A 16,642-nucleotide genomic window follows, 5' to 3' on the forward strand; every position below is an offset into this window, starting at 1 on the left:
GGGGGGTCCCGGGGGGGGGGGGGGTCGCGCGCGGTGCCCCCACCCCCCCCACTCCAGGGGGGCGGCCCGCCGGATACCTCCGGCGCGCGGCCCCTATCTTTCTGCGCGCTGGTGTCGCGTCGACCTCGCGGAGCCCGAGTCGTACGGGGTGCTGCGGCGGCAGATGTCCGGCGCCGATGCCGTCGTCCACCTTGCCTGGGGATTCCAGCCGTCGCACCGGCGAGAATACTTGCGGCGCACCGCAGTCGAGGGAACACGCGCCGTGTATTCGGCGGCAGCGGACGCCGGCGTACCGCACGTGCTGCACATGTCCTCCGGCGCGGCGTACTCGCCGGGATCGTACGGCCGGCCCGTCGACGAGTCCTGGCCGACGACGGGAATACCCGGCTGTGCCTACAGCGTGGACAAGGTGGCGGCCGAAAGGGTGCTCGACGAATTGTCGGGTGCGCCCGGTGCGCCGGATCTGCTGCGGCTACGCCCGGGATTCATCGGGCAATACGCAGCGGGGTCGGGTCTCGCCCGATACGTGCTGCCGGACGCGGTGCCGTCCGCGATCACCCGCCACGTCCCGGTGCTGCCCGTCGACCGGAGGCTCACGATCCCCGCGGTGCATGCCGACGATGTGGCCGCGGCAATCGACTCGGCACTCCGACGTCGTGCTGTGGGCGCGGTCAACCTGGCCTCGCCGGTGCCCGTCGGCGCCGAGGACTTCGCCGCACCGTTCGGTTGCTCTACCGTCCACGTTCCCGCACGGCTGCTCTCCGCGGTGGCCGACGCCGGTTGGCACGCCCGGCTTCAGCCGGTTCAGGGAAGCTGGGTCGACCTGGCATACGCCACCCCCATGCTCGGATGCGAGCGGGCGTCCGCAGTGCTCGGCTGGGCGCCGCGGCATTCCGGTCCCGCCGTCTGGGCGGAGACGATCGCCGGCATGCGTGCGCGTGGTGGAACCTGCAGTCCGGTGTTGCGTGCGCGCTCCGCGCGGGAACTCCTCGCTGTGCTTCTCGGACGTGGTCCGATCGGACGCCGGATTCCGCCTTGACCGGATCACACTGCGGGGGAGCCTGTTTCTCGATTGCCCGAGTTTTGTCGGGCCGCACGAAGGGGTACAAACCACTATGACCAACACATCGAGGCACGAGCCGCCGACCACCGGCTCCCGGGTAGCGGGATGGATCGGCTACGCGTGCGTTCTTGCCAGCATTGCTGTCGTCGCCATGGCGCTCTTCGCTGCAGGAGACGGGTTCGCCGGCTGGACGGTGGTTGCCGTCGTCATCGCTGCGGCGCTCCTCTCGGCCGGCGCGGCGTTGATCACGATCAATTTCCGTCACCGCCGGCTCCACGGTTCGGGTGGAACCCCGACCCACGAGCCGGGCGTCCTCGACTGACGCGGCTTACCCGTCGGACCGCTCCGGTGGATCAGCTCACGGGCTGGTCCACCGGAGCGATGTCGTCGAGGGACGCACGAAGCGTCGTCGAACCCTTCGACCAGTTGTCCAGCAGGTGGTGTGCGAGGCGGCCTTCGAGGAACTCCGCGGCCTCCGCGCCGAACACGATGTCGCTCGCGCAGCGGGGGTCGGCCGCGATCATGTCACCCACCACGTCGTGCCGAAGCACCAGTTCGTGCACGGCATCCGCTTCGATGTGCTCGGTGTAGAACGTGACGCACGCGGGGTCTGCGCCGAGACGTTCCAGGGCCGACGCCATCCGCCGGGCACTCGGAGCCGTGGTGATCTCCGCAGCGGTGAACATCCCCACGAGCATCGGCATGTGCGCCCGGTGCAGCCCGCACAGCGACATGAAATTGACGGTCGCGAGGGTGACGGCCGGCACGGCGTCGAGATAGCCGAGGTAGCTCTCGTCGAGGTCGGCCGCTTTCAGCAGATCGGCGTACAGGCGGGAGTGCATCCTGTCGGCGCGACCACCGCCGTATTCGTCGAACTCGACCGCGACGAGTGCCGCTTTCGCACGTCCCCGCAGGCGAGGAATGGCGAACGCGTGCGGATCCGCTTCCTTCAGGTGGTAGATCGAGCGGTGTACGAAGAACTCGCGGATCTGGTCCCAGGTGCCGCGTTCCGCCAGTTCGTGCGACACGCCCCAGGCGTCCTTCGGCTCGCGGTAGAGCGCGTCGAACGTCGCGTCCGTGTCGTCGCCGACCGGGACGTCGGCGCGCAACTGTGCGAGGAACAGACGCTCGAGGTCGGCGCGCAGTCCCAGGGGTCCCGGCGCCCACTCCCACGACGCGTCGACACCGTCGAAACCGCGGTAGTGCAACTCGTAGAGCACGGTCAGGGCCAGTTGCACGTCGTCGCCGTACGGGTCGGGCTCACCGACTGCGATCTGCCAGGCCGCGGCGTCGGCGGGACGGGCCAGCCGTTCGACGACGGCGGCGGAGATCGGCCCCCGCGGGGTCGGCAGAGAAGCGGCGGACAGGTCACACGGCCGGATCACATCAGACATACGTGCCGGTTACCCCTGGCGGGCCCGGCGGAAACGGATACGTGTGCCCACCGGCGCAGGGGGTAACCGCTCGCTATGGCAGACGACAAGGAACGGAAACCGCACACCATCGACTATCCGGGCGATACGACCGACATGGCGGAACGCCCCCGCGACGAGATGCGCGACTATCGCGGCAGGGACTTGCTCGCCGGCCGGCGAGCGTTGATCACCGGTGGTGACTCCGGGATCGGCCGGGCGGTCGCGGTGGCCTTCGCGAAGGAAGGTGCGGACGTGGCGATCGCCTACCTGGAGGAACAGGAGGATGCCGAGCACACCGCCGCTCTCGTGGAGGCGGAAGGACGCGCATGTCACCTGTACCCGGGAGATCTCGCGGACCCGGCTCACTGCCGCACGGTTGTCGCCGAGGCCGCGGCCGCCATGGGCGGTCTGGAGATCGTCGTCAACAATGTCGGTACCCAGCAGCCGGTCGACGACTTCGCGGAACTCGACGACGAACAGTGGCGAAGGACCTTCGCCGTCAATATCGACAGCTTCTTCCATGTCACCAAGGCGGCGCTGCCGCACCTTCCCCGGGGCGGCGTCGTCATCAACACCGCCTCGATCAACGGGCTTCGCGGGAACAAGACACTGATCGACTACTCGGCGACCAAGGGCGCCGTGATCGCGTTGACCTATTCGCTCGCGCAGGCACTGAGCGACCGGGGGATCAGAGTCAACTGTGTCGCGCCGGGACCGGTGTGGACCCCGCTGATTCCCGCGACGATGGACGCGGAGAAGGTGTCCGAGTTCGGTCAGCAGGCACCGTACGGCAGGGCCGCGCAACCCGACGAGATCGCGCCGTCGTACGTCTTCTTCGCCTCGGCGACGATGTCCTCCTATTACAGCGGGGAAGTGCTGGCTCCTATCGGCGGTGAGACGCTGCCCGGGTGACTGTCGGCCGGATTCGGCAAGAACGGTCAAGCGCGACCGCACGAAGGTCGTCAGACTTGTCCTATGTCCGAAACCCGGCTGTCCGAGCCCCGGCGCGACCGCTTACGTGAACTCCTCGACGCGGTGCTCGACGAGAACAACGTCAACCTCGAACAGATGGCGCAGGGGGCGTACGCGTCCCCCTGGCACTTCACACGCCAGTTCGGTGTCGGTACCGGGGAGTCCCCGGTGGCCCTGCGGCGGAGAGTGATGCTCGAACGCGCGGCCTGGCAACTGGCCAACGGCGCCGGTGTCACCGATGCCGCGTTCGGGGCCGGTTACAGCAGCGTCGAAGGGTTCGGGCGCGCGTATGCACGCGCGTACGGATATCCGCCCAGTGCGACGACGAGGACGTCGTCGCAGGACGGTCGTGCTCATTGGCTCACGGCACCGAACGGAGTGCATTTCCACCCGCCCATGAACCTGTGGCTCGAGGACGGGACCGTCTCCGCCGGGAGGCATTCCGGCTCGGAGGTCGTGGCGCACCTCGTGCATCACGACCTCGACGACACGCGTGCGCTGCTCGAACTCGCCCGAGAACTCGACGAGCCGGAATACGAGCGCAATCGTTTTCCCGGACTCGTGGTGCTCGAATGGGACGGTCCGGAGGAGTCGATCGGACGCGTGCTCGGGAATCTCGTGTGGACCAAGGAGATCTGGCTCGCATCGATGGCGGGAGACGACCAACCCGACCGTGGTGGGCACGACCCGGAATCCCTCCTCCGCCGGTTCGACGAGGTCGCGACGAGATGGGCCGACGCCGTGCGGGACATCGACCGCCGCGGAGCATGGGGCGACCGGCTGATCGACGCACTCTGTGAACCGCCGCAGAGCTTCGTCCTCGGTGGAGTCGTCGCACACGTGCTCACGTTCTCGGCGCATCGGAGGCAACTCGTCCGTCACATGCTCCGCGCCGCCGGCCGCAGCGTCGACCACGGCGATCCCCTCGACTGGCACTTCACTTCTGCCGCCTTCGCACCCGGATCGGAAAGGACCATGCCATGACCCGCATGAGCTATTTCACCGCAAGTACTCTCGACGGTTTCCTTGCAACAGTGGATGATTCGCTCGACTGGCTGCTTTCACGAGAGACCGACGAGGGAGGCCCTGCCGGGTATCAGGAGTTCATCGCGGGGATCGGAGCGATGGTGACGGGATCCACGACCTATCGCTGGGTGCTCGACCACGAGGGAGTCGACAAATGGGAGTACGACATTCCGTGCTGGGTGTTCACGCACCGAGGTGACCTTCCCGTCGCGAGCGGACCGAACGGGCCGGGGGACATCCGCTTCACGCAGAGCGACGTCCGCGAGGTCTACGCCGAGATGGCCGACGCGGCCGGTGGGCGGGACCTGTGGATGGTCGGTGGCGGGGATCTGGCGGGCCAGTTCGCCGAGCACGGTCTGCTGGACGAAGTGATCGTCTCCATTGCTCCGGTGACGATCGGTGCGGGTAAACCCTTGCTGCCGCGGCACGTCGAGATGCGATTGAGAGAACTCGATCGCAACGGAGAGTTCGCGGTGCTTCGCTACGACGTGCTGCGCGACGCGGACTGACAGCGCTCACCAGGAACCGGCGCGCCGACGACAGCGAGGCTCAGGACCCGTCGATCGGGCTGTGTGGCCGGGAACGGACCCGGAACCGCCACGGGTACAGCAACCACGCCCATACGAACAGCAGGGTGGTCACTCCTCCGATGATGAGGGCGACGATGTCACCGAGAAGGATTCCGACCACGAGGACGACTGCGCCGGTGAGGGCAACACCGAGAAAGACGATGCCGGCGAGCGTGAACACGTGCGCGGTGGCAACGAGTCGCGGAAGTTGTCCGCGGCGAAACAGAATGCGATGCATCACGACGGGCGCGACGAGGAACACCGTAGCGAAGACGGAGGCGAGCAACGTCACGAGGTAGACGCCGTACTGATATGTGGACAGGTCGTCGAATCGGGCCTGGAACGGCAGGGTGAGCAGCAGGCCGGTGAGCACCTGGACGCCGGTCTGCACGACCCGCAGTTCCTGGAGGAGGTTCGACCAGTTCCGGTCGAGGCGTTCGATGGGCGTCTCGTTGCGCCCGTCCGGGCCTACCGCCTCGCGACCGAACCTGGAACCGGGGTCACCCGTGTCGTCCGGGGTGGTCACGGGGCGACCGGGGGGAGCGCAGAGCGCGGAGCGTACATACGATCGTATGGTGCCACCTTGTGACCTCGCTCACGCGCGGGTAGCGTCGGCGGGGACGGATGACACCACCCGCTGGGAGGGAGTTCGGCCATGAAGCTCAACCTTTTTGTCGCGTGGGTCGGATACGGATTGGTGCTGATCGCAGTACTGATGATCGCCCTGGCGCTGTTCGCCGCGGGCAGCGGCCACGAGGCAGGGGCTCTGGCCAGCACCGTCGCGGTGTTCGTGGCCTTGGCGCTGGCAGTCGGAATGATGGCCGGAACCGTCCGGCGAGACCGCAGGAAACACCTCGACACGCCACACCTCTTCTGACGGGCCTCCCTCTTCTGACAGGCCCACAGCTTCTGACGTGCAATCACAACTCGCGGTGGCCGGTCAGGCCTCCGCGAGTCGCCGTTTCTCGACCTCGATATCGAATGTCGGTTCGGGCCAGTCCAGGTCGAGCCGCTCGAACGCGTCGATCAGCAACTCTGTGACGGCAATACGGCTGTACCACTTGCGGTCGCACGGAATGACGTACCACGGCGCGAGGTCGGTGTTCGTCTTGTCGAGCATGTCCTGGTAGGCCTCTTGGTACTGCGGCCAGACGGCTCGTTCGGTCACGTCGGACGGGTCGTATTTCCAGTACTTGTCGGGTCGCTCGAGCCGTTCCGTGAGCCGCTTCTTCTGCTCGTCGAGCGAGACGAACAAGGCCACCTTCACGATGGTGGTTCCGGTGTCGGTGATCTCCCGCTCGAACTGGTTGATCTCGTCGTACCGCCTGCGCCAGACATTCTCGGGAACGAGGGATCGCACCCGCGCGACGAGTACGTCTTCGTAATGCGACCGGTCGAACACGCCGAGCTGGCCACCTCGGGGAAGGGCTTTGTTGATGCGCCACAGGAAATGGTGGCGCTTCTCTTCGGGTGTGGGGACTCCGAACGCGGTGTGGTCGACTCCCTGGGGATCGACGTGGCCGATGACGTGGCGCACCATGCCGCCTTTGCCTGCGGTGTCCATCCCCTGCAGGATCAGCAGCACCGACCGGGGGTCTCCGCCGCGTCCGTTGGCGAACAGCTTTCCTTGCAGGTCGGACAGGACCGCGCCGCGTTCCTCGAGGAGGCGTTCCCCGAGGGCCTTGTCACCGTCGAATCCCGGTGTGCTGTTCGTGTCGAGTTCGGCGACGCGGGTTCCGGGACCTGCTCGCAACGCCTCGACCACCGGAGTGTGCCAGGGCGCTTCGTTTTTCGTTCCCATGCGACGAGCCTGCCATACGGCGAGGGATCAGGCGGGATGGTCTCCGTAGGGCGGCCTGGAGATGCCGTCGACCATGTGACTGCCCCACAGGTCCGTTTCGGTGATGCGGGCGACTGCCGGCCCGTCGGATCCGGGCACCGTGATGGTCACCTCGGTTCCGGGACGGAGTTCGGTTCCGGGCGGGAGCGACACCGCGAGGCGTCGTAGCCTGCCGCGCCACACATGGCGGCCGAGCAGGGGATCGAAGCGGCCCGACAGTTGCACGTCGATCGTCGCACGCTCGTCGGCCACCACGACGTCGGCGGGCCCTCGGTAGCCGGCGGCGTCGTCGTGGTCGGTATCAGGCTCTGACATGCCCCGGACTATACGTGCAACTCTTGGTAACAGTAAAGCGGTTCGGGGATGTCCGTTCAGCGCGCCGGATCCTCGGGCAGCAGCGGATGGGGCTGGGATTTGAACCGCTTCGGCGAACCCGCCACTGCGGCAATTCCCGTGATGCCGCCCCACACCATCATCGTGAGGTAGTCGATCAGGTCCTCGGCTGTCATCGACTTGTTCGAAATCCACCAGTGCGTGGCGAGCTGGATCGAACCGACGATGCCGTACGCCCAGGGCACCGACCCGCCCGAGTCCATTTCGAGCAGACGAAGCCGCTCGCCCAGGACGGTCGCCACCAGTTCGGCGATCATCCGTTCGGAGTCGGCGACCACGTCACGGCTCGCCGACGAGCTGTTCGACATGACGTACAGGTAGACCTCGGGATCGGTGCCGACCGTTTCGACGTACGCCGAGATCGCCACTCGGGTCAGTGCGTATTCGTCGAGATCCTCGGCGACAGCGGCGTAGATGCGCGGGGCGAGAATCGTCTCGACGTACCGCATCATCGTCGCGCTCGTCAGGTCGTTCTTGTCGGCGAAGTACCGGTACAGAACGGTTTTGGAGACGCCGATCTCGGTCGCGATCTCGTCCATGCCGATGTCGTGCCCGCGCGCCCGGATGGCGTTGATGGTGCCGTCCACGAGCTCCTCGCGCCGGGCGATCTTGTGTTCGTGCCACCGGCGTTTACGGCCGTCCTGCTTCGTCGGTAGGTCCTCGGTGGTGCGGGAGGACGAAGGCGTCTGGGGCAGGTTGCTTGACACTGTGCGGCACATCCGTTCGGTTCGATCGTCGGCTCAGTCTACGGTGAGCGCCTCGCCCGCACCGGTCATGCGTCGCGCATTCGCGCCCGCAGGGCAGAACTTGGGCACAATCGAGGGGTGCAGTTCATGAATATCGATGATGACGTCAAACGCCGCGACCTCCGCCGGATGAAGACGGTCGCAACCGGGTTCCTGGTCGTGGCTGCCGTCATCTACCTGTTCTGTCGATGGCAGGAGACCCGCGGGGCGGGTCCGTGGGTGGGGTATGTGCGCGCCGCGTCGGAGGCCGGGATGGTCGGCGCGCTCGCCGACTGGTTCGCCGTCACCGCGCTGTTCCGGCATCCGATGCGCATTCCCGTCCCGCACACCGCGATCATCAAGAAGAAGAAGGATCAGCTCGGCGCGAGCCTGAGTTCGTTCGTCGGCACCAATTTCCTGGCGCCCGAGGTGGTCTCGGCGAAAGTCGAATCGGCGCAGATTCCCCTGCGTGTCGGGACATGGATGGCCGAACCGGCGCACGCGGAGCGCGTCGCGAAGGAAACCTCCACGGTCCTGCGTGGAGTGGTCGGTGTGCTGCGCGAGGACGACATCCAGCAGATCATCGACAACACGATCGTCAAGCGGATCGCGGAACCGGAATGGGGACCGCCGCTCGGGCGCGTGCTCTCCGAACTCGTCGAAGAAAATCGGCATCTGCCCCTGGTGGAGATGCTGGCCGAACGCGCACACCAGTGGGCTATGGGCAGCCAGGAAACAATCGACCGGGTCATCAGCCGGGATTCCCCGTCGTGGTCGCCGAAGTTCGTCGACCTGCTGCTCGGAGAGAGGATCCACCGTGAACTCGTGGAGTTCACATGGAAGGTCCGATCCAACCCGGACCACGAAGTGCGCCTGGCGGTCAACAAGTTCCTCGCCGACTACGCACGTGATCTGCAGAGCGACCCGGCGACGATCGCCAAAGCCGAAAAGGTCAAGGCCGAGATCATGGGCCGCGACGAAGTGACCCAGCTGGCGGGCGCTACGTGGCGTACCGCGAAGCGGATGATTCTCGATTCGGTCGACGATCCGAACAGCACGCTGCGCACGAAGGTCGCCGAGAACGTCATGGCTCTCGGTGTCCGGCTGCGGGAGGATCACGAGTTGCGCACGAAGGTCGACGGCTGGTTGCTCGACGCGGTGCGCTTCGTCGCGTCCAACTACGCCGACGAGATCACCTCGGTGATCCGCGAGACCGTCGAGCGCTGGGACGCGGAAGAAGCGAGTCGCAAGATCGAACTCGCGGTGGGCCGGGACCTGCAGTTCATCCGTATCAACGGCACCGTGGTCGGTTCCTTGGCGGGTCTCGCCATCTACACGATCTCGGAGCTGCTGTTCGCGTGATCCCGGTCACTTGCTAGCAGGGTGCTTGCTACAGCTAGCACCCGTGCGTACCGTGAGAGTCGTGTCCACCGATGACAGTCGAGACGACCCCCGCCCGGGCACCGGCAAGAGTGCGAGCAGTGCAGTGAGCCCGAGCAGTACCGGGAACCCGAGCGACCGCCCCGACACCGGCGACGGTGTCGCGGACGGAAGCAGCGCCGGGCCGGGGGATATTGCGGCACGCGTGGTGAATTCTGCTGCGCAGGACATCGGAAGCTTCATTCGGGCGCAGCGAGAAGGAGCGCAGGTTTCGCTTCGGCAGCTGTCGAAGCTGGCCGGCGTCAGCAACCCGTACCTGAGTCAGATCGAGCGTGGCTTGCGCAAGCCTTCGGCCGAAGTGCTCGCGCAGATCGCGAAGGGGCTCCGGTTGTCGGCCGAGGTGCTCTACGTGCGGGCCGGAATTCTCGAAGACCGGCCCCAGAGTGCCTTTCGGGATGCGCTTCTGGGAGATCCGCTCCTGACCGAGCGGCAGCGGCAAGTTCTGTTCGACATCTACGACTCGTTCTGCCGTGAGAACCAGGCGGCTCTCACCGAGACGGCACCAGAAGCCGGGAGCGACATCCGGCACCAGACAGACTTCGACGAGGAGAACTGACATGACCGATCCGAACGCAGCAATCCGTACCTCACTCTTCGCGGCCGTCGGCGCAGGCGATGCCGTCGTGCACGCGGTGGCCGACGTCGTCGCGCAGGTTCGCGAGCGCGCCGAAAACGCACAGGTCGACGTGAACGACCGCGTCGGGACCGCGCGCGAGAAGCTCAACACCCTTCCTGCCGACCTGACCGAGACCGTCGAGTCCCTCCGGGAACGCCTCGCGGGTCTGCCCTCCGAACTCCCCGAAGACATCGCAGAGCTGCGAGAGCGATTCACCGCCGACGAGCTGCGCAGCGTGGCCGAGGCGTACCTCAAGGTGGCGTCCGACCTCTACACCGCTCTCGCGGAGCGTGGCGAGCAGACCATCGAGCGCCTCCGCAAGCAACCCGCCGTCGAAGAAGGTCTCGAGCGGGCCGAGGCAGCGTTCGGAGATGCCGTCGAGCTCACCGAAGAAACGCTGGGAACAGTGGCGCGCCAGACGCGTGCGGTCGGCGAACAGGCTGCCAAGCTCGCGGGTCTGGCGGCCGGCCGGATCTCCGACACCAGCGAAGGCGTCGGCGAAGCCATCTCCGACGCCGGTGACGAAGCCGCGCTCCGGGTGCTCGAACTCGGAGATCAGGCGCGAGAGGCCGGATCCGACGCCGCGAACCGCGTCGACTCGGCGAAGTCCGAAGTGGGCAAGACCGCCGATGAGATCACCGAGTCGGTCGAGGATGCGGTGGCGCCCGAGCCGGTAACGCCCGTCACCACGACGCCCGCGAAGAAGGCTCCGGCAAAGCCGGCCGCGAAGGCTCCCACGCAGCCGGCCGCGAAGGCCCCGGCACAGCCGGCCGCGAAGGCTCCGGCGAAGCCGGCGGCCAAGGCTCCTGCTCGTCCCGCAGGCAAGACGCCCGCCAAGAAGGCCGCGCCGCGCAAGTCCAGCGGCTCCTGACGGCCGACCCGTTCCGACCGGCTCCCGCGCCTCACCGCGCGGGAGCCGGTTCTCGTAGACTGGGGGAGTGACGAATGTCGATTCTCTCGCCGGTTTGATCATCCTCGTACTGCAGGTCATCGCGATCGCGGGAGCCGGGTTCGCGCTCTTCCATGCTGTTCGCCAGCCCAAGGAAGCATTTCCCGCCGTCGACAAGCTCACCAAGCCCGTATGGCTCGGCATCCTGGTCGCAGCATTGCTGGTGCTGATCCTGTTCGGCGCTGTCGGCCTGCTCGGCATCATCGCGGTCGTCGCGGTGTGCGTGTACCTCGTGGATGTACGGCCGCGCGTCGAAGAGGTTCAGCGCCGCCGCTGGTAGCCCGCTCGGTCACCGCTCCCGGTCGCTCAGGACCGCTCGTGCCTTGACAAGTGTGATCCAGATAATGACACTTCGAGTAACGGGTAAATCTCCGAGACGAGGCGGTCGGCCATGACTCTCACCCGCACGAACCGAGCACGCGACACCCACGCCGCTGCCGCGACGAGCGACAACACGCACGACGCCGAACGGCAGGAGACCGCGCAGCGGCTTCTCGAGTCGTCCGCGCGACTGTCCTACGATCCGGCGTTCGAGATCGACTGGGACGCCCCCATCCTCGAGGGCAGATACGGCATGACCCCCGAATGGTGCAGCCTCTACGGCACCGACCTGTGGGAACGCATGACCGAGGAACAGCGCATCACTCTCACCAACCATGAAGCGGCGAGCATCGCCGGTACAGGCATCTGGTTCGAGATGATCCTCATGCAGATGCTCGTACGCGATCTCTACCGCCGCGACCCGTCGACGCCGTACGTCCAGTTCGGGCTCACCGAGATCGCCGACGAATGCCGGCACTCCGTGATGTTCGCGCGGTCGGCACAGCGGTTCGGCGTGCCCTCGTACCGGCCCAAGCGCTGGATCCGGGAAGGCGGGCGCATCTTCAAAGCGGTGGCCAACGGCGCCCTCGCCTACGGTGGCACCCTGTTCGCCGAGGAAATCCTCGACATGATGCAGCGCGACTTCATGCGGGACGAACGGGTTCAGCCACTCACCCGCACGGTCAGCCACATCCACGTCGTCGAGGAGTCACGGCACATCCGTTACGCCCGCGAGGAGACACGGCGCCGAGCGGGGCGTGCCACACGGCTCGAGCGCGCGTGGATCCGTCTCCATCTCGGTGTGAGCGCCTACTTCGTCGTCACCAGCCTGGTGAACGACCGCGTGTACGCCGCAGCAGGACTGGACGTCGCCGAGGCGAAAGCCGCAGCGCGGGCGAACACCCACTACCAGGACAGGCTGCGGCTCGGGACCCGCCGCACGATCGAGTTCCTCGACGAGGTGGGCTTGGTCGGCGGCCCGTCGACACTTCTGCTGCGCAAGGCCCACGTCCTCTGAGACACAGTCCTCTGAGACACAGTCCTCTGAGGCCCGGCCCTCTGGCGCCCGGTACACCACCGCACCCGCACGACAACACAACAGGAGAACGATCAGTGAAGAAGCCGTCCCGTACGACGTGGCCGATTGCAGCCGGAGTGGCACTCGCCGTCGGAGTCGCGGCAGGGGCGGCCGCCTCACGGCGGCGGCGACGCACCGTCGTCCGCGCGGAAGACGTCTCGCCGCACGCGCTTCTCTCGCCCCCGTCCCTCGAGCCGGACACGATCGAGGTCCAGACCGACGACGGGGCACGCCTGAATGTACTGGCCTACGGGGATCCCGAGGCGCAGACCCTGGTCTTCTGCCACGGCTGGACGTGCAACGCGGCGTACTGGACTCCGCAGATCAACGCGTTCGCGGAGAACTACCGGGTGGTTGTCTACGATCAGCGAGGCCACGGCAACAGCGACGCGGGCGCACGGCCTCTCGGAGCGGACGTGCTCGCCGACGACCTCAACTCGGTGCTCGACGCCACCGTGCCGGCCGGGCGCACAGCGATCCTCGCGGGCCACAGCATGGGCGGCATGAGCATCATCGCGTGGGCCGAGAAGTATCCCGACCAGGTCGACCGTCGCGTCGCCGGTGTACTGCTGGCAAGCACCGGCACCGACAATCTCGTCGCGGATTCGGCGATCGTGCCGCTACCCCAGCGCTTTCCCAAGGTGCCCGTGCCGGTCGCCCGGCGCGTGATGGGTGCGACCGTTCCGCTCGTCGAATCGTCCGTGACCACCCGGGCGCTGCGCTACATCGCGCTGTCGCCGAACGCGAGCGGCGCGGAAGTGGCCTTCTGCCAGCAGATCGTGCTCGGCTGCCCGCCGCGCACCCGCGGCGGCTGGGGACACGCACTCAGTGCACTCGACATCCACGAGGGCCTGCAGAACCTCACGGTGCCGACCACCGTCCTCGTGGGCACCGCCGATCGCCTCACCCCGCCCGTCCATGCCCGGCGACTCGCCGCCGTACTCGAAGAAGCAGGCAACCTCGAGCGGCTGGTCGTGCTCGACGGTGTGGGCCACATGAGTTCGGTCGAGGCGATCGACCGCGTCAACGACGAACTGCTGCATCTCGTGGGGAAGGCGCAGGCGCTCGTCGGCTGAGCGGCCGGCGCCGAGGGGCGGAAGCGAGCGCCGGGACGGCCGGAATCAGCTGAAGACCACGGTCTTGCTGTCGTGCACCAGAACTCGATCCTCGAGGTGCCAGCGCAATCCGCGGGCGAGCACGAGCTTCTCGACGTCGCGGCCCTGGCGCACCATGTCGTTGACGCTGTCGCTGTGGCTGACCCGGATGACGTCCTGCTCGATGATCGGCCCGGCGTCGAGTTCGGCGGTCACGTAGTGGCAGGTCGCCCCGATCAGCTTCACGCCGCGAGTGAACGCCTGGTGGTACGGGCGAGCGCCGATGAACGACGGAAGAAAGCTGTGGTGGATGTTGATCGCGCGACCCGCCCAGTGCTCGCACAGCGACTGCGGCAGCACCTGCATGAAGCGAGCGAGCACCACCGCGTGCGGATCGTGGGCGTCGACGAGTTTGCGTACCTGTTCGAACGCCGGTCCCCGCTCGGCGGGGTCCTTCGGGAACGACACGTAATGGAAATCGATGCCGTGCCGACGCGCGACGGACTCGAGTTCCGGATGATTCCCGATGACCGCGCACACATCGGCTTCGAGTTCGCCGGCCGCGACCCTGCCCAGGATGTCGTGCAGACAGTGCGCTTCCTTGCTGACGAGAAGCACGACACGCTTGCGCTTGCCGGTGTCCGAGAGTGTCCATTCGGTTTCCGGGCCAATGGCTTCGGCGACCGCGGCGAATTGGGCGCGCAGTTCCTCGATCGAGAACGGGATCGACGAGGCGCGCACAGCCTGGCGTGTGAAGAACCAGCCACTGTCCTGGTCGGCGTGGTACGCCGCTTCCATGATCGAACCGCCGACGTCCGCGAGGAAGGTCGAAATCCGGGCGACGATCCCGGTTGTGTCCGGGCAGCCCAAGGTCAGGACGTAGCGGCGGTTGTCGGTCGAGGAAGCAAGCGTCATGGATCCGATTCTCTCAGGTGCCCCGAATCCGTTTTCCGCGGACGGGGTCCTTCGGCCTCACATCGGCGGCGGAGGGCGCCGGACGGTCGCGGTGCCGACGAGAGTAGTGGCGTCGACGGTGTGGATACCCCGCGCGGTGATCGTCTCGGCCAGGTCCTGCTTCACCGAGTCCACCTGCCCCGCATCCAATCCGGACAATGCCATCCGCCATCCGGTGCCCGCGACGAGCGCCCAGCACAGGTCCTCGGTCGCCGGGATCAGGTTGGACAACGTCCGGACCTCGACCGAGTGGGAACCGGCGGCGGCGAGCCACGTCTCGAGTGCGGTCGAGGTGTCGATGCGGCGCAGCGGTGAGCGGTCGTATTGCGGCGCGCGCTCGGCGAACTCGGGGGAGTGCCGGGCGGCGACCTCGAAGACCGCGTCCCGCAGGTCGCTCATCGCGTCCGCCCGCCATACCGTGACCCCCACGCGTCCACCGGGCCGAACCAGGCCCACGAGCCGTGAGAACGCGGCGTCCATATCCGGGAGGAAGAACACTCCGTAGGAGATCGCGAGGGCGTCGTAACCGGCTTCCGGTACGTCGGAGGGCGCTTCCCACAGGGTGACGTCGGCGCACACGAAATCGATGTTGGTCAGGGCGCGGGTCTCGGCGACCAGGCGGCCGCGCTCGAGCAGGTCGTCGGAGAGGTCGACACCGTGTACCCGCCCGGTGGGCCCGACCGCCATCGCGGCGGGAACAGCCGACGCGCCGGCGCCGCAACAGGCGTCGAGGACGGTGTCCCCGGCACCGACTCCGAGCTGGAAGACGAGCGCCTGGCCGGCCGGTCCCCACAAGGTGGGCGTGAGTATCTCGAAGTCGGTGCTCGCGGCATCGAACGTGCGCGCGGTCTCGGCGACTCCGCTGCCATCCGGGTGGTTCGCCCCGGTATCGGGTGGACGATTCTCCTCGGTGTTCACGACCCTGCCCCGCCGAGTTCGTAGAACGCGGACGGATACCGGAACTCGCCCGTCATCTCCGGCCGGTAGCCGGTGAGCGGGCGCGCCTGCAGGTGCGACGCCCATTCCGGAACGTCGGGGGTGATCCCGAGATCCGCCGCGGGCACGAACCCGAACCGCGGGTAGTAGTCGAGGTGGCCGAGCAACACGACGATCGACTCGTCGAGCGCGTCGGCAGCACCGAGCACAGCGTGCATCAGAGCCGAACCGATCCCGAACCTTGCCATGTCGGGGAGTACCCCGATCGGCCCCAGCGCGAGGGCCGGATACCCGCCGACATCGCCGCGGGTCGCACAGACGTGACCGACGATGCCGTTCGTCGCGTGCTCGCACACCAGTGAGAACGGGGGCAGCCAGTGGGGCCCGGCGCGGAGGGTGTCGACGAGGCCGGGCTCGACCGGGACGAGGCCGGGCGGGGTGACGGCGGCGAAGGCCCGGCGATGAACCTCGTACACAGCACCCGAGTCCGACGGCAGTTCCCGGCGAATGATCACCCCGCAAGTCTGGCCGCACCGCGCGTGACCGGCAACCTCTTTTGCGGTGTGGAAAGCTGGCGTCATGTCCGACACCACGCTCACCCGCTCGCGGGTCGCCGCGATGATCGACCACACCCTGCTGGCTCCGGAGGCGTCGTCGCAGGCGGTGCGCGCCCTCGTCGACGAAGCCCGGGAACTCGGCGTGTACGCGGTGTGCGTGTCGCCCTCGATGCTTCCGCTCCGTGCCGAGGGCCTGGTGATCGCGACCGTCGCCGGTTTCCCCTCGGGCAAGCACCACTCGCTGATCAAAGGGGCGGAAGCCCGCCTCGCGGTGGAGGAAGGGGCCCGCGAGGTCGACATGGTGATCGACATCGGCGCGGCTGTGGCAGGGGACTACAACGCCGTTCTCGCGGACATTCTCACCGTGCGCGAGGCGATCGGGTTCGATCCAGTGCTCAAGGTGATCATCGAATCCGCTGCGTTGTCGGACGAGGCGATCGTCGAGGTGTGCCGCGCGGCCGCGAATGCCGGAGCGAACTTCGTGAAGACCTCGACGGGTTTCCACCCCGCCGGTGGTGCCACCGAGCACGCTGTGCGGCTGATGGCGGAGACGGTCGGTGGCCGTCTCGGTGTCAAGGCGAGCGGCGGAATCCGCACGGCGGACGCCGCCGTCCGCATGATCGAAGCGGGCGCGACGCGCCTGGGGCTCTCGGGGAGCCGGGCCGTCCTCGACGGCTTGCCCGACTGACCGCCT

General features: G+C 67.4%; 21 protein-coding genes. 13 read left to right on the plus strand and 8 right to left on the minus strand.

Features of this window, described 5'->3' with window-relative positions; all coding sequences use genetic code 11:
* Together ACLQ3J_RS06725 and ACLQ3J_RS06730 are read left to right on the plus strand one after the other, a co-directional pair.
* Positions 1-1,039: NAD-dependent epimerase/dehydratase family protein (locus tag ACLQ3J_RS06725; protein WP_425902627.1), on the plus strand; the 1,039-nt coding region annotated here is incomplete at its 5' end.
* Between the two features lie 76 nt (positions 1,040-1,115).
* A complete protein-coding gene (locus ACLQ3J_RS06730) occupies positions 1,116-1,385 on the plus strand; it encodes a hypothetical protein (RefSeq protein WP_169619336.1) in 270 nt (89 codons plus the stop codon).
* 31 nt (positions 1,386-1,416) lie between these two features.
* Here ACLQ3J_RS06730 and ACLQ3J_RS06735 read toward each other — a convergent pair whose 3' ends face one another.
* The gene (locus tag ACLQ3J_RS06735) at positions 1,417-2,457 is read right to left on the minus strand and encodes an iron-containing redox enzyme family protein (protein WP_425902628.1); all 1,041 of its coding nucleotides are present in this window, start codon (positions 2,455-2,457) and stop codon (positions 1,417-1,419) included.
* A gap of 75 nt (positions 2,458-2,532) precedes the next feature.
* On the opposite strand from ACLQ3J_RS06735, the gene ACLQ3J_RS06740 reads away from it, so the two are divergent.
* From ACLQ3J_RS06740 to ACLQ3J_RS06750, 3 genes are all read left to right on the plus strand, one after another.
* Positions 2,533-3,390, plus strand: a complete 858-nt coding sequence (locus tag ACLQ3J_RS06740; protein ID WP_425902629.1) for an SDR family oxidoreductase — start codon at positions 2,533-2,535, stop codon at positions 3,388-3,390.
* A gap of 63 nt (positions 3,391-3,453) precedes the next feature.
* Entirely contained in the window at positions 3,454-4,434 is a 981-nt protein-coding gene (locus ACLQ3J_RS06745; protein WP_296549641.1) for a helix-turn-helix domain-containing protein, read from the plus strand.
* Positions 4,431-4,985, plus strand: a complete 555-nt coding sequence (locus ACLQ3J_RS06750; RefSeq protein WP_296549642.1) for a dihydrofolate reductase family protein — start codon at positions 4,431-4,433, stop codon at positions 4,983-4,985. Before ACLQ3J_RS06745 ends, ACLQ3J_RS06750 begins: the two co-directional genes overlap by 4 nt.
* Positions 4,986-5,025: 40 nt before the next feature.
* Here the strand turns inward: ACLQ3J_RS06750 and ACLQ3J_RS06755 are convergent, their stop codons facing one another.
* Positions 5,026-5,487, minus strand: a complete 462-nt coding sequence (locus ACLQ3J_RS06755) for a DUF6328 family protein (protein ID WP_296549649.1) — start codon at positions 5,485-5,487, stop codon at positions 5,026-5,028.
* A 213-nt stretch (positions 5,488-5,700) separates the two neighbouring features.
* Here ACLQ3J_RS06755 and ACLQ3J_RS06760 point away from each other — a divergent pair, with 213 nt between their 5' ends.
* Positions 5,701-5,922, plus strand: a complete 222-nt coding sequence (locus ACLQ3J_RS06760) for a hypothetical protein (RefSeq protein WP_169619340.1) — start codon at positions 5,701-5,703, stop codon at positions 5,920-5,922.
* A 63-nt stretch (positions 5,923-5,985) separates the two neighbouring features.
* On the opposite strand, the gene ACLQ3J_RS06765 is transcribed toward ACLQ3J_RS06760, so the two are convergent.
* Genes ACLQ3J_RS06765 through ACLQ3J_RS06775 form a run of 3 tightly spaced genes read right to left on the minus strand, consistent with a single transcriptional unit; the run spans position 5,986 to position 7,997 of the window.
* On the minus strand, positions 5,986-6,846 hold the full coding sequence (locus ACLQ3J_RS06765) for a polyphosphate kinase 2 family protein (protein ID WP_425902631.1): 861 nt from the start codon (positions 6,844-6,846) through the stop codon (positions 5,986-5,988).
* A gap of 27 nt (positions 6,847-6,873) precedes the next feature.
* Positions 6,874-7,200, minus strand: coding sequence for a DUF4873 domain-containing protein (locus tag ACLQ3J_RS06770; RefSeq protein WP_425902633.1), 327 nt, complete (start codon positions 7,198-7,200; stop codon positions 6,874-6,876).
* A 56-nt stretch (positions 7,201-7,256) separates the two neighbouring features.
* Positions 7,257-7,997 (minus strand): TetR/AcrR family transcriptional regulator, encoded by a 741-nt coding sequence (locus ACLQ3J_RS06775; protein ID WP_425902634.1) that lies wholly within the window; start codon positions 7,995-7,997, stop codon positions 7,257-7,259.
* Between the two features lie 114 nt (positions 7,998-8,111).
* Here ACLQ3J_RS06775 and ACLQ3J_RS06780 point away from each other — a divergent pair, with 114 nt between their 5' ends.
* The 6 genes from ACLQ3J_RS06780 (at position 8,112) to ACLQ3J_RS06805 (ending at position 13,483) form a co-directional block, all read left to right on the plus strand.
* Entirely contained in the window at positions 8,112-9,365 is a 1,254-nt protein-coding gene (locus ACLQ3J_RS06780) for a DUF445 domain-containing protein (protein WP_206036429.1), read from the plus strand.
* Between the two features lie 124 nt (positions 9,366-9,489).
* The gene (locus tag ACLQ3J_RS06785) at positions 9,490-9,999 is read left to right on the plus strand and encodes a helix-turn-helix domain-containing protein (RefSeq protein WP_422424601.1); all 510 of its coding nucleotides are present in this window, start codon (positions 9,490-9,492) and stop codon (positions 9,997-9,999) included.
* A gap of 1 nt (position 10,000) precedes the next feature.
* Positions 10,001-10,930, plus strand: a complete 930-nt coding sequence (locus ACLQ3J_RS06790) for a heparin-binding hemagglutinin (RefSeq protein WP_169619349.1) — start codon at positions 10,001-10,003, stop codon at positions 10,928-10,930.
* A 67-nt stretch (positions 10,931-10,997) separates the two neighbouring features.
* Positions 10,998-11,288, plus strand: a complete 291-nt coding sequence (locus tag ACLQ3J_RS06795; RefSeq protein WP_169619351.1) for a DUF2516 family protein — start codon at positions 10,998-11,000, stop codon at positions 11,286-11,288.
* 111 nt (positions 11,289-11,399) lie between these two features.
* On the plus strand, positions 11,400-12,347 hold the full coding sequence (locus tag ACLQ3J_RS06800) for an AurF N-oxygenase family protein (protein WP_422424592.1): 948 nt from the start codon (positions 11,400-11,402) through the stop codon (positions 12,345-12,347).
* Positions 12,348-12,442: 95 nt separating this feature from the next.
* Positions 12,443-13,483, plus strand: a complete 1,041-nt coding sequence (locus tag ACLQ3J_RS06805) for an alpha/beta fold hydrolase (RefSeq protein WP_169619354.1) — start codon at positions 12,443-12,445, stop codon at positions 13,481-13,483.
* 45 nt (positions 13,484-13,528) lie between these two features.
* Here ACLQ3J_RS06805 and purU read toward each other — a convergent pair whose 3' ends face one another.
* From purU to ACLQ3J_RS06820, 3 genes are read right to left on the minus strand one after another with little or no spacing between them, the layout of a single operon-like run.
* Positions 13,529-14,416, minus strand: coding sequence for a formyltetrahydrofolate deformylase (gene purU, locus ACLQ3J_RS06810; protein ID WP_169619356.1), 888 nt, complete (start codon positions 14,414-14,416; stop codon positions 13,529-13,531).
* 57 nt (positions 14,417-14,473) lie between these two features.
* Positions 14,474-15,373, minus strand: coding sequence for a class I SAM-dependent methyltransferase (locus tag ACLQ3J_RS06815; RefSeq protein WP_422424589.1), 900 nt, complete (start codon positions 15,371-15,373; stop codon positions 14,474-14,476).
* Positions 15,370-15,906: a GNAT family N-acetyltransferase gene (locus ACLQ3J_RS06820; protein WP_169619610.1), complete on the minus strand. Its 537-nt coding sequence runs from the start codon at positions 15,904-15,906 to the stop codon at positions 15,370-15,372. Before ACLQ3J_RS06820 ends, ACLQ3J_RS06815 begins: the two co-directional genes overlap by 4 nt.
* Positions 15,907-15,970: 64 nt before the next feature.
* Here ACLQ3J_RS06820 and deoC point away from each other — a divergent pair, with 64 nt between their 5' ends.
* Positions 15,971-16,636 (plus strand): deoxyribose-phosphate aldolase, encoded by a 666-nt coding sequence (gene deoC, locus ACLQ3J_RS06825; RefSeq protein WP_169651287.1) that lies wholly within the window; start codon positions 15,971-15,973, stop codon positions 16,634-16,636.
* The last annotated feature ends 6 nt before the right edge of the window (positions 16,637-16,642 follow it).

It is taken from the genome of Rhodococcus sp. DT1, from assembly GCF_049844875.1.
Classification (GTDB): Bacteria; Actinomycetota; Actinomycetes; order Mycobacteriales; family Mycobacteriaceae; genus Rhodococcus.